This window comes from Romboutsia sp. 1001713B170131_170501_G6 (genome assembly GCF_015668195.1).
Lineage (GTDB): Bacteria > Bacillota > Clostridia > Peptostreptococcales > Peptostreptococcaceae > Romboutsia_C.
On the sequence record NZ_JADPFC010000002.1, the window covers coordinates 584,003 to 597,660 of the forward strand.

General features: G+C 27.7%; 5 protein-coding genes and 1 riboswitch. Of the genes, 1 reads left to right on the forward strand and 4 read right to left on the reverse strand.

Annotation, left to right across the window (positions count from 1 at the left end; genetic code table 11):
- Nucleotides 1-26: 26 nt before the first annotated feature.
- The 4 genes from I4U89_RS08525 to I4U89_RS08540 all read right to left on the reverse strand — a co-directional run bounded on the left by I4U89_RS08525 (nucleotide 27) and on the right by I4U89_RS08540 (nucleotide 12,789).
- Nucleotides 27-2,996: a cell wall-binding repeat-containing protein gene (locus I4U89_RS08525; protein WP_195939947.1), complete on the reverse strand. Its 2,970-nt coding sequence runs from the start codon at nucleotides 2,994-2,996 to the stop codon at nucleotides 27-29.
- Nucleotides 2,997-3,078: 82 nt separating this feature from the next.
- Nucleotides 3,079-8,739, reverse strand: coding sequence for a M60 family metallopeptidase (locus tag I4U89_RS08530; protein WP_195939948.1), 5,661 nt, complete (start codon nucleotides 8,737-8,739; stop codon nucleotides 3,079-3,081).
- A 232-nt stretch (nucleotides 8,740-8,971) separates the two neighbouring features.
- A riboswitch (cyclic di-GMP riboswitch) is annotated at nucleotides 8,972-9,055 on the reverse strand.
- A 91-nt stretch (nucleotides 9,056-9,146) separates the two neighbouring features.
- Complete coding sequence (locus I4U89_RS08535; protein ID WP_195939949.1) at nucleotides 9,147-10,790, reverse strand: EAL domain-containing protein; 1,644 nt, start codon at nucleotides 10,788-10,790, stop codon at nucleotides 9,147-9,149.
- A 331-nt stretch (nucleotides 10,791-11,121) separates the two neighbouring features.
- Entirely contained in the window at nucleotides 11,122-12,789 is a 1,668-nt protein-coding gene (locus tag I4U89_RS08540) for an EAL domain-containing protein (protein WP_195939950.1), read from the reverse strand.
- 390 nt (nucleotides 12,790-13,179) lie between these two features.
- Between I4U89_RS08540 and I4U89_RS08545 the strand changes: the two genes are divergently transcribed.
- Entirely contained in the window at nucleotides 13,180-13,551 is a 372-nt protein-coding gene (locus I4U89_RS08545; protein ID WP_195939951.1) for a helix-turn-helix domain-containing protein, read from the forward strand.
- Nucleotides 13,552-13,658 lie beyond the last annotated feature (107 nt).

Consider the following 13,658-nt stretch of genomic DNA (forward strand, 5'->3'; position numbering starts at 1 on the left):
TATATATTCATGACATAATTATATTTTTATTTTCTATTATTAACTAAAGTCTTAACTTTTTCTATTACAGTAGGTTTTATTCCGCCTCCAATTTCATAAACCTTAGGAGACTTCTTCTTACCTAATATATTTTCTTGCATTTTATTAACTTCATTAGTTGCAAGAACTACAGGCATATCCTCTTTAGCACCTAGTGGTCCAACTGTAAGTGCATCTACTAAATCATTTTCTTTGGCAACTATTACGCCATCTAATTGAGTATTAGTGTAGAACTTATCTATAACTTTAGCATTAGTTTCTTTTCTATCACTTCCTGATATTCTATTTCCTGATATATCCTTTGATATAGCAGTATTTATTTGATCTATAGCACTATCAGATATACTGTTAGGTCCACCTATTATATGTCCATCTACTACATTTTCAGATTTTATATAATCATATATAGACTTAGTAAGTCCATCTTTTTTACTAAGTATTATAGGAGATTTTTCTCTTCCTGCTACTGATGCTATTGATAGTGAATCAGCTTCACCATTTCCTGCTCCTACGTATATCTTAGTTATATCATTTGTTTTATCGATTTCTTTTGCTATGTTTAATGAAGTTTCGTATCTATCATTTCCACCTATTCTTTTTACTGATATAGATGAATTTATTTTTTTAATTTCATCTATTATAGATTGTGGAATTGCATTTTCTCCACCTATTACTATTACATTTTTAGGTGATAGTCTTTTTATTTCATCTATTGAAAACTTTGGCAATGCTTTGCTGTTAGATAATAATATTGGTGCATTCTTTACACTTGCTAGTGGTGTTGCTGTAAGCCCATCTACTAAATATTTGTTGTCTCCATTTACTATTATTACAGTATCAGCGCTTGTTGACCATCCTTGTTTAGATATTTTTGCTGCTGTTTCATATCTATCACTACCCATTAACTTTGTTACAGTTGTAGCTGGTGTTGATGGAGTTGTTCCTCCACCTCCACCTGTATTTGGTGGATTTGTAGCATTATCTTTTGGTAATGCTTCCATTACTTCTTTAAAATCTTTAGTATTTGGAACAGTTACTTTTATATAATATACTTCACTATTACTATTTCTATTTAAGTTAAACAATCTTGCAAATAAGCCTTGCTTTTTATATAACTTTATAGTGTAAGTAGCTTTATCATTGTCTATTTTAGGTTCTCCTACTACCTTTGGTTCATATTTGTCATCTTTTATCTTATCTATAAAATTGTTTAAGCTAATTACATCATTAGTTGCTTCAAATTCTAAAGGATTCTTTTCATTAGTAGCATCTCCACCTAATGCATCTACTCCTTGTATACCTTGTTTTATTTCTACATTTATTATAAGTTCTGATCTATTACCTGACTCATCACTTGTAGAATACTCTATTTTATATTTTCCAGGTTTATTTGTATCTATATTATTTATTACTCTACCATCTTTATCTGTTATTAATTTTGTTATAGGTAAATCTGAGTCTACATTATCAGTTACACTTACAGCTGGTTCTTCAAATTTCATACCTTGAACCAATACAATATTAGTTTTTCCACTATACTCAAATTTTGGTGCTTCATTATCTTCTTTTGGTTTTTCTGTTACTGTTACTATTCTTGTTTTTTTAGTAGTGTTTATTCCATCACTTATTTCATATACTAACTTATATTCTTTAGCTATTGCTGTATTTACAGTTCCAGAAATCTTTAAATCATCTAATGTTAACTTAGTTTCTCTATCATTAACACTTACTCCAGCTTTTGGATCAAAGTCTTCACCTTGCTTTATAGTTATATCTTCAACACCTAATATTCTAGGTGCTTCATTTTCTACAACATTTAATATTGTTGTAGCTGATACAGTATTTCCAAACTTATCTTTTGCACTATAAGTTAATGTATATTCTCCTGCTTCATTTAAATCAAAGTCTCCTGTTAATTTAACTTCTAATACATTCCCTTTAGCATCTGTTGCTTTTATTTCAGCTGGTAATGGATCAAATACTCCACCTTTAACTACTTCAACTCTATCTTTTACTCCTACTAAAGTAGGCTTAGTATCCCACACATCTGGTTCTACTACTACATTCATTCTAAGACTTGCTTTTTCCCCACTACTATCTTCTACTGTAGCAATTCTTTCATAAGATCCAGACTTTAAATTATTTTCAACACCTTCAACCTTTTGTTGTTCTCCATTTGCTCCTGTATAAGTAATTTTAACTGCTTCTTTACCTATATTAGTATCTTCTTCATCACTTACTTCTACAAACTCTTTAGCATCGAAAGCATATCCTTCTTTTATTTTTATAATATTATTTTTCGTATCTATTATAGGTTCATTATTTCTTAAACTGTCTCCACTGTTTGTATCCCCATTGTTTAAGCTTTCTTTAAGTCTTATCTTTGGTGGCGTATTTATACTTAAAACTTTATCATCAGATAACATATCATTCTCTTCTGTAGAAGAGTTATTTGTATCTATACTTTTATAAGCCACTTTTCCTTCTTCTGTGTTTGGTAATATTTTATAAGAAGAATCTGACTTTAATCCTACTTTATCTACTTTTATCTCACATACTTCTAATACTGGACCCTTTTTTTGTAACTCAGAATCAGCTGTTACAAATATATCTATAGTCTTTTTATCATTACTTAATTTATAGTTATTAATTATAGAACTATCTGCTTCATCCTTATTTGTAGTAGTTAGCCACTTTATATTCTCGTCCCCACCTAAAAACTTAACATTTCCATCTATTTTTAAGCTTAATTGGAAAGCTTTAACCGCATCTTTTACATTATCTATTGATATCTTTACAGTGTCTTTATCTATTTTATCTACTAACAATTTTGCTTTATCTGTATTTGCTTCATTGTTATGATTTGATATCTCATTACTTGCATAAGCTACAGCTGCCGTCGATGCAACTACTGCTGATAAAGCAACTACTTTTGTCTTAGGATTTAATTTCGCCATAATCTCATCTCCCTGTCATATATTAGACTTTGTTGAGAGTAGATTTAATAAATCTACTCTCTAATGTTTTTATCTATTGTATTTAACTTAGAGTTTTAGTTTTAATTTCAGTGTATTTTACTGCACTTCTATTCTTTCCTTGTCCACCAGATAAACTAATCTTTGGTAATTCATTTGGTACATCTATCTTAAAAGTATCACTTACTAATCTTTGTCCATCATCTTTTGCATCTGCAGTGTCCGTTCTATATAATTCTGCAAATATTTGTTTATTTTCCATGAACTGACCTATATAATCTGGCTCTACCCAATATACCCAGCTTCCTTCTGCTATTTCTTCTAAATTCCCATTATCAGGAACATCAGCCATAAGAAGACCTTTATATTTATCAGCTATATGTTCTTCATTTTCATTTAATACTAATGGTACATTAAATGCTGGGTTTCCACGGTATTCACCAGTTATAATAACAGATCCTTTTGGTATACTCTTTTTCTCATTTTCTGATGTATCTGGATTATCTACTTGGTATACAAATTCTTCACTTAGGATTCCTAAACCATTTTTGTAGTTTATATTATCATCAGACACACCAATTTCTATATTATCTCCTGGTGGCGAAATTAAATCTAATTCAGCTATTGATATATTTGTAGCTCCTAGAGCTGTTAATTTTACAAATCTAGTGTTGTATACATTTAATTGATTTCCACCTTCTACACCTTCTTTATCGAAGTATATAGTTTCTGTTGGATTATTTGGATCTAACTTAAATGAACCATTCTTAACAGTTGTCCAAGTTTTTCCATCATTACTTACTTCTAATTTATAGTTTTGTATAGCCGTTTTTGAAGTTTTATTTATCTTGAAGAACTTGCTAGTAGTTGTAGGTGCAGTATATTTTATACCAGCTAAAGGTCTAACTTCATTTGCATCTATTACTACATATGGATCTTCATTTGTATCGTGTTTTTTACCTTCATATACTGTTAAGTCATTATTATCTATAACCTTAGCCAACGAAGGATTTGGATTATTTGCATGTTCATCATAGTTTGAGTCATTTATATCAATTGTGTTACTTGTTATATTTAACTTCTCTTTATTTACACTTCCATCATGTCTTACTTTTACAGTTCCTAAATTAGCTTTTTCAGTTGCTTTTAAATTGTAATCATAAGCTATAGCTTCATATGTAAATACTCTGTTGTTAGAATTATCAACTACATCATTAAATATAGTTTCCCCATTTTTATTTCTCTCAACAAATCCACATGGCTTTCCATTTCTGTATATTTCATATCCTAATATCTTATCGCTATCTTTGTTAACAGATAATTTTATAGGCACTGTATCTTGGTTGACATAAGATTTATCTTCTATTTGCTTACCTTTATTGTCTTTTTCAAAGCTTGCTACAAGCTTAGTGTCACTTGACATATCAGCATTTTTTGCTAATCTTTGTCTTCTAGCTTCATCATTTATATATTGTATAGGTCTAGTTTCCTTATCAAACTTGCTTACATACTGTAATGTAGTTTCATTTGGTACTATACCATAAGCAAGATAGAATTTACTTAAGTCTTTATTAGCTACTTTAGATGTCATTCTTATTAATAACTGATCTCTATCAGCATTAGCTTTTTCATTGTCAGTCATCTCTCTATATGCTCTATTTAACTTAGCAAAGTAAGAGTCATTGCTAGAGTCTTTATCATTGTCATTAAGTAGCATCTTATATGTATCATTATTTTCGTATGCTAAATATGGTTGCCATAGCATTCCAAGTACAACATTTCTATCAGTTGATAGCCCTAAAGTATTTGAAGTTGCTTTTTCATACATCTTTTTATAAGTATCTTTGCCTAGCTTTGATGTTGGATCTTGATTAAGCATTGAATTTGAAAGTGCAACCATTAAGTTGTTACTTGTTTCATCATAAGTTCTATTTCTAATATCTAAAACGTGACCAATCTCATGGTTAATTAAATCATCATATAAATGAGCTTCATCTTTATTTATTAAATTTTGATTTTCATCAAATTTAAATGGAACACCTTGCATATATACAGGAACTCCTCCGTAACCTACTCCAACGTGGTGACTTGATGCATATCCAGCAGCTCCCATAATCATTCTTTGATATTTTATATTCATACGAGTTGCAGGTGCTTTATGCTTTTCATATTCTTCTTTACTTGGTGCATTTTCAACACTTTCATATACACCTTTTTTAGCATAACCTAATTGTATTTGCTGCTCCCAAGCTAAAAGTGCATTGTATACTCTTTCAACTTCATCATTTTCATTACCCTTAAGCCCAGATTCTATTCCCTTTAGTATTTGTGATGCTGGCATAGTAAGAGTAAATCTATCTCCTTCTATATCTGTTGCATTTAAAGTTGAAGTTTGTGCATCATAAGTGTATATATTATTCTTTCTATCTTCTGCTGTAACTGATTTTTTGTACATATTAGGTAAATCTGATACGTATTTTTTAAGTTCTTTTATATATGTTCTTATTTTATCTTTTACTTCATCTTCTTTATCTTTATCATTTATAATGTTGTTTACATTTAAATGTGGTATTTCATCAACTCCAGCTAGTCTTACCTTTATAGTGGCATCAGATTTACCAGAAGCCATTCTAGCCATTACTTGTCCACCTTTTTCAACATCATTATTAAATATTTCTGGTATAGTTATTTCATGTCTTCCTGATCCTAAAGCCTTTGATTTAGTCATATATTTACTTGGTTGTCCAAAATGTTGTAAAAATGCTAATTCAACTTTTGCACCTGGATCATCTGAACCCACATAAACAACTATCTTTTTAGATTGATCTCCATCTTTACCTGGTCTTGCAACGGCACCTAAAGATTGCCAATCATTTGCCATTCCTAAAGCACTTGACCCAGAATTACTTTTTATCGTTGGATCTAATGTAGTTATTTCATTTGATAAGTTAGCTCCATTTAAAAGTGATTCAGCTACATCAAGATCTTTTAATATATTAGTTCTATCTGGATTATATTCTTTACTTACTGAGTCCATTGTGTTTGCTCTTTTTCTTATATTATCTATCTCTTCTTGAGTAACACCCTCTCTTAATTCTACTCTAAATTCATCTTTATAAAGGTTCTTTACGTCTTGTTCTATATTATCTGCTTCATGGAATTTAAGCTCTGCTATATTTACTACTCTAGAACCATAACTAGGAATTGATGGATTAACCTGTATCTTGTTAGTTGTTATAGGTTCATTAAGTTTTATCGTAGCATACTTTTTCCCATTTGATGCTGTAGTTGATATAACCCTTGTATTATGTACCTTTGGATTATTAGGGTCTTCAAATGTACGTAATCTAACCTTCTCCGGAATTATATTCTTTCCTTGTTCTTCACTTACAGCTAAACTTATTCTATCTATAGTGTATTCTTTATTAAATTCAACTATAGGACCTCTAAAATTATCATAATGTCCCCCTGCATCCCAGTCATTTATAATGTAAATACTTGAGTAGTCATTGTCTACAACAGCAAACTCATTATTTACTTGTGCATCACTGTGATTTACAACACTTTTAATATTTTCTGTACCTATTTCTCCATCTCCTACATTAGCCTTAGGAGTGTTTATAAGTTTATAATTAGGCATCTTCGGTGGAGTTATAGATGTTGTAGTACCTAAGTAAATTTGAGACATCTTACTTGTTCCAAGATGATTTGTAGCAGTTACTCTTACTTCATATGTTGCTTCATCATCTAAACCATTTAATGTGTAGTTATGACTTCTGTGAAGTTTGCTTTTATCAAGATTTTTAGCCGTATTATCAACTTCATCTTCTCCTAATGTTACTCTAGGATCATTAGCTTTTATCCACTTTGTATCTTTATCTCCAAGCTTTCTGTAGAAAATATCAAAATCTCTAGCTTGTATGTGATTTTCCCAGCTTATTTTAAGAGATCTATACCCTTCTTGAACATTTAAGTTTATTGGTACATCTGGAGCATTTATAGGGATAACTTGTATATCTGATACACTTCCCATATTTGGTTGTTTGCCATTTAATCCATAGTAGTCTTCTTTCATGTTAAAGTTTTCATCAACATTATCTGCAGTTCCATCTAAAGTGTATGGCATAAGCTCTTTTTTCTTTTCTTCTGATAATCCGCCCTCTTCTTCTGATTTATTAGCTAGATCTTCTGCGTACCCTGAGCTCCACTCACCATTTAATGATTGTATACTTACTCTAAACTTATCGTATGGCTTTATTGCTTTATCTAATATATTTAAGTTTGTTTTATTAGTTTGTAATTTCTTTTCAGGACCAACTCTGTCACCTTTGTCATCTATCTTAAAGTATTTAACCTCATATGAAGTTACATTTGGTTGAGGATTCCAACTTATTGTTATTCTTTCATCATGTAAATTTGTAGATGTTTCTAATGTTTTTATAGTCGGTATACTTATTACTGGTTTTGGTATTTCTTTGTATACATTGTTTAAAAACTCTATTTGAGCTATTTCAGATATGTTTTTGTTACCTCTATTTCCAGTAACATTTATAGATATTTCTTTTACTGCTATCTGACTTCCTAAATCTATAACTAAGTCATCTGATCCACTTCTAGATTTTTTAACATTCCCTCCATTAAATGGTACTTTTTGTACCTCATCACTTCCATCTACTTTATACTCTATAAACCCAGTTTCTGGCATACCTGCGTCTTCACTAGTAGATGTTGGAGCCTTTATAACTACTTGTTCCATCTCTACAGCACCACTTGTTCTAAATGAGCTTATACTAGATAAATCCATTCCTATCTTTATCGGATTTTCTTCACTTGGTGCTACGTCCTTATTTCCTATTGCTACACTAGAGTCCCCTGACACTAGAAGTTTCTTTAACTCATTTTTAGCTTCTTCCCCAGTAAGACCATTTACTGTAGTTTCTTCATTAACTGTCATTCCTACATTATCTGGGTTTATTATTGCATCAGTATTTTCAATGTAGTTTCTATCTGTAGGTATGTTTTTTTCACTACCTATACTTTCCTTTACATAAGATAAATCAGCTATATCAGTTTTTCCATCTTTGTTTATATCGTAACTGTCATTATTTGTGTTTATATTTTCTAATAATATATTGTAATCTTCCATATTTATAACATTATCTTGTCTAACATCACCTGCTGAAAATAATGCTGGATATTCTTCATATTCATTTTGATCTTCAGTTTCTCCATAAGATTTTACAACTTGATTTTTTCTAGTTCCCACTTTTACCCTTTTTGAGTAATTAGTTATGTCTATATTATCTACAGTTGCAGTTTTATAGCCACTAGCACTTAAGTCAAAACTATAATTACCAAGTTCTAAGTTTTCAAATATAACACGTATAAAACTTACCATTTCACCTTCTTTAATTGGATTTTTAGATGAATTAAGTCTCTCAATAGTGTATATTTTTCCTGATTTTGTAGTTCCACTATTTGTAGCTAACGATACTTCTTCTTGAGTTTGTTCTCCCCTTAACACTAATTTCATATCATTTTGTGAATTATTTATAATTGGTGTAGCAAAGTTTATGTCTACTTCTAGTTTCCCTGTTATGGAAGTAGGTTGGCTAACTTCTGGTAAACTTGTGTTTTCATCTGTACTAACTTCAGTTGCAAACCCCTTAGCTGGAGATATAGCAAGTGTAGCCGCTAATGTACATGACATTGCCTTTTTCATCATATTTTTACTCCTTTTATTTTTTACTTAAATATTTTACTTGGTTTAGTCATCTCTTCTTTGTTAATTACTATCTTTACTCATTTAATCAATGAAGTAATTTAAAACATTTATACAAATAAAAGACTTAAAACTTAAAAAGCCACTTCATTAAGAAGTGGCTAAAAATCCCTATATTCCATTCAGTTCTACTAAATAAGCAACTTTTACTATAAAAAAATAAATAGTATACTGTACTAGCAACTGGCTGGCATGGTTTTTAACTTTAGCCCCTTTAGCTTTGCGTCATTAAGTTTCCTTAATTTTGCCTATGTTTTATTTTAAACTAAAAATATTTTATATTAAAATATTTCCAGCTTTCAATTATACAATATACCCTTAACTTTGACAATCTAAAACATTTTTTATTTTTAATTTCTTATATTTTTAATTAACTCTATATTGCCTTTATCCTCAGGTTTTCCATAAAAATATCCTTGTATAAATATATTGCCGTAGTCTATATTTTTTATAATATCTACTTGTTCTTTAAATTCAACACCTTCTAATACTATGCTTTTATTCGTTAGCTTGCATACCTTACTTAGAAATATTATAATTTCATGATTAAATTTATTATTTTTAATCTCATCTATAAAATATTTATCTATTTTTATCATATCAAAGTTAAGTTTGGATAATATATCTAGATTTGAGTATTTAACGCCGAAGTCATCTGAAGCTATTTTTATATTTTTACTTTGTAAAAACTCCATACCTTTTTTTATTTCTTTTAAATTCTCTGATTCTATATTTTCAACAATTTCAAATATAATATTTTTATTATCAAAATTTTTATCCTCTTCAATTGTAGAATCAATTGTTTTTAAGAATTTTTTGCTTTTTATCTCGTTGAAAGATATATTCATAGAAATGTAGAACGTTTCATCCTTTAGATTTGTGTTTAATTTAAACCATTCATAATCCCTTAATATATTTTTAAACACCCATATTGCTAACTCTTCAGTCATATTACTCTTTTCAATATCATTTATAAAAAAATACGGCGATACTATTTTACCTTCAGGATTTATATATCTAATTAAAGCTTCAAACCCTACAATTTTATCATTTTTAGGATTAATTATTGGTTGATAATAAATTGTATATCTATCTTTTATTAAGTTATCTTTTATTTTTTTTCTTAGCTTATTTATATTTATAGCTGGTACTATATACTTTATTGCTATAAATAATATAAGTATTGATGATATAGCATATAATAATATTTCTCTTTTTGTAACTTTATTTTTAAAGTATTTTAAACGTATCTTTTCTAATTCATTTTTCTGTTTTTCAGTGTAATTGTCTAAAATACTATCAATTTCATCTATAATCCATCTACTATTCTTCGATGCTGTTATATATACAGATCCTGGTGAAAATTTATAAATTTGATTGTACTTATTAAGTTTATTTGGATTTGATGGCGAAAGTGTTGCCACTACAGATTTGTCATCTAACATTTGTAATGCTTTTTTATAATCGTCTACCCATATAACTATAGGATTTATATCCTTTGATTGTAAATACCCTAATAACCATTCTGACCCATATTCGTTTTTTATAAAAGCGACCTTTTTTTTGTCTAGAGATTTTATATCTTTATGTCTAAAATTTTTATTAGTATAAACTGATAATAGCTCTACTCCAACATAATTTTTAGAATAAATAAACTTATCTTTTCTTTCCTGAGTGTACTGAAGGCCCATCATCATATCTATTTTATTTTCTTCTAAATCTCTAATTAATGAAGATACTTCTCCCTCTATACATTTAATCTTTATTTTTTTACCACCCTCATGATTATTTACGTCATGAATAATCTTGTCTAAAAGCTCTTTATAATACCCTCCAACATCCCCATCTTTAATATAAAAATATGGTTCATAATCATATACCCCTAACTTTATGGTTATATATTCTTTATCGGCATATGAAATACTGTAATTTAGTATAATTATTGCAAGTACTACATTTACGATTAATATTTTATAAAGCTTATTTTTTCTCACACCTAATTCTCTCCCCCTATAACTTTAAAAATACTACTTTATAATTAAGTTCCTTACATTTTAAATCTAATACTATTTTATATATTAAATTTTTAACTATATAATTTTTTATTAATTAATTATTAGCTTCATATAATTTTATTTTGATATAAAAATAATTCTGTCTATATATTTATATACGCTTTTATACAAAATTTCAACATCTTTTTTGATATTATTTATATTCTTTGTATTTTTTGTATGATTTAGTATCTTTATTACCTTTATGTATATTCTATTTTTTTACTTTGTTTATCTAAAAAAGGATGGCTTTTACAAGCCATCCTTTTTGCTAATCCTTATTATATTTTTTACACATATTATTAATTAACTTTATCTCTTCTTTGCTTTGAGGTTGAGCATAAAAATATCCTTGTATAAATATATTATCATTATCTATATTTTTTAAAATATCTACTTGTTCCTTACTTTCAACACCTTCTGCTATTATTTTAGTATTAGTTAATTTACAGATTTTGCTTAAAAATATTATAAGCTCATAATTAAAATTACCTTCTTTAATCTCATCTATAAAATATTTATCTATTTTAACAACATCAAAATTAAATTTAGATAATATATCTAGATTTGAATATTGAATGCCAAAATCATCAGCAGCTATTTTTATATTCCTGCTTTGTAAAAATTCCATTCCTTTTTTTATTTGTTTGAAATTACCTGATTTTATATTTTCAACAATTTCAAAAATAATTTTTTTAGACTTAAAATCCTTGTCATTATCAATTATATAATTAACTTTCTCCAAGAATTCTTTACTCCTTATTTCATTGAATGATATGTTTAATGAAATATAAAATTCCTCGCCATTTAAGTTTGTGTTTGTCTTAAACCACTTATAGTCTTTTAGTACAGTTTCAAATATCCATATTGATAATTCTTCTGTCATATTGCATTTTTCTATGTCACTTAAAAAGAAATATGGAGATATTATTTTTCCATCAGGGTTTATGTACCTAATTAAAGCTTCAAATCCTACAACTTTATCATTTTTAGGATTAATTATTGGTTGATAATAAAGTGTATATCTATTTTGGGATAAGTTTTCTTTTATACTTTTTCTTAATTTTTTTAGCTTTATAGCTGGTATTATATGCATTATTAATATAAATAAAATACATATTAATGCTATAGTACATAGTATTATTATTTCTTTTGAGTTTGCTCCTTTATGAAAATATTTTAAGTATATTTTTTCTAATGAATGCTTTTGATTTTTATTAGGATTTTCTAATACCTTATCAATTTCATCCATAAGCCACTTATTATTTTTTGATGAAGCTATATATGCAGCTCCTGGTGAAAATTCATAGATTTTTTTAAACTCACGTAGCTTCTTTTGATTTATTGGAGCTACAGCTGCTACTACAGATTTTTGTTTTAGCATATCTATTATTTGGTTAAAATCTTCTACCCATACAGGTTTTGGTTTTATTCCGTTTTTTGCTAATTCATCTAGTAACCATTTAGATTCATATTCACTTTTTATAAAAGCAACTTTCTTATTATTTATGGACTTTATATCTTTATATTTATAATCGCTATTAACATATATTCCTAATAATTCAACTCCTACATTTTCTTTAGAAAAAATAAGCTTATCTTTTCTTTCATCTGTGTACTGAAGCCCAACCATTAAATCAATTTTATTTTCTCCTAAATCTTCAATTAAAGAGTGTATATTCCCTCTTACATATTCAACCTTTACCCTTTTATCTATAGGCAAATTTTTATTTATTTCAAAGATAATATTATCTAAAATATCCTTATAGTATCCATCTACCTTGCCATCTGGTTTCATATAAAAATATGGTTCAAAATCATATGCTCCTACCTTTATAGTTCTGTATTTCTCGTTTGCATATGAAGTATTATAGTTTGATATGGTTATTAAAAATAATATAACTAAAATTAATAAGCTTCTAACTTTATGTTCTCCCATATTCAATAGTCTCCTTTTTACTTCCCTTTTTATCAATTACCTTAATCTTCCTTACATTTATATTAACACTTTCAAACAAAAGTTTTTCATATTTTTTCATATTTTTTACATTTAATTTTATATTCTAATTATTTTTTAATATCATTATAAAAAATATTATAAAATTATATATATATGCATTAATTATATTTTTTTCAACGTTAATACTCTTATGCATATAAGCTAACTTCTCATTCTTAAAAGCATTAAAATCTCTACCATATCTATCCTATAATTAAATTTTGTTCACTTTTCGTATACTTTTTTAGCACATTTTAAATAATTTTAATATATGGTTTACATTTATATAAACTTAGTACTATACTCTAAGTATGGTGAGGTGAGTAAAATATGACTTTTGGGCAGAGATTTAAACAACTAAGGATAGAAAAAAATCTAACACAGCAAGAATTAGCAGAAGATTTTAATAAGATATATGGACATAACTTTGCAAAATCTTCTATATCTCAATATGAAAATGATAAAAGAAAGCCAGAAACAGAAGCGCTTAAGCATTTTTCATTGTATTTTAATGTATCAATAGACTACTTGCTAGGAGTAAGTAATGATAGAAAATTATCTGTATTAAAAGAAAATGATAAACTAGATGATGAATTTATAAATGCTGCAAATAGTTTTTTTAAAGATGAAAATATTACTAGAGATAAAAAGGACGAGCTTTTTAAAGAAATTAGCAGACTATACTTTGAGTCATTAAAATAAGCTACATATTTGTAGTTTATTTTTTTGTTCTTTTACCAAATATGCAAGTAAAAAGGATATGACTATTATTGCCATATCCATAATTACTTGTATTTTATTTAAAAATT

What these genes read in the sequence shown, in the direction of transcription:
- I4U89_RS08530 (WP_195939948.1), bottom strand. Translation starts at nt 8,739, where the DNA reads ATGATGAAAAAGGCAATGTCATGTACATTAGCGGCTACACTTGCTATA.
- I4U89_RS08545 (WP_195939951.1), top strand. Translation starts at nt 13,180, where the DNA reads ATGACTTTTGGGCAGAGATTTAAACAACTAAGGATAGAAAAAAATCTA.
- I4U89_RS08540 (WP_195939950.1), bottom strand. Translation starts at nt 12,789, where the DNA reads ATGGGAGAACATAAAGTTAGAAGCTTATTAATTTTAGTTATATTATTT.
- I4U89_RS08525 (WP_195939947.1), bottom strand. Translation starts at nt 2,996, where the DNA reads ATGGCGAAATTAAATCCTAAGACAAAAGTAGTTGCTTTATCAGCAGTA.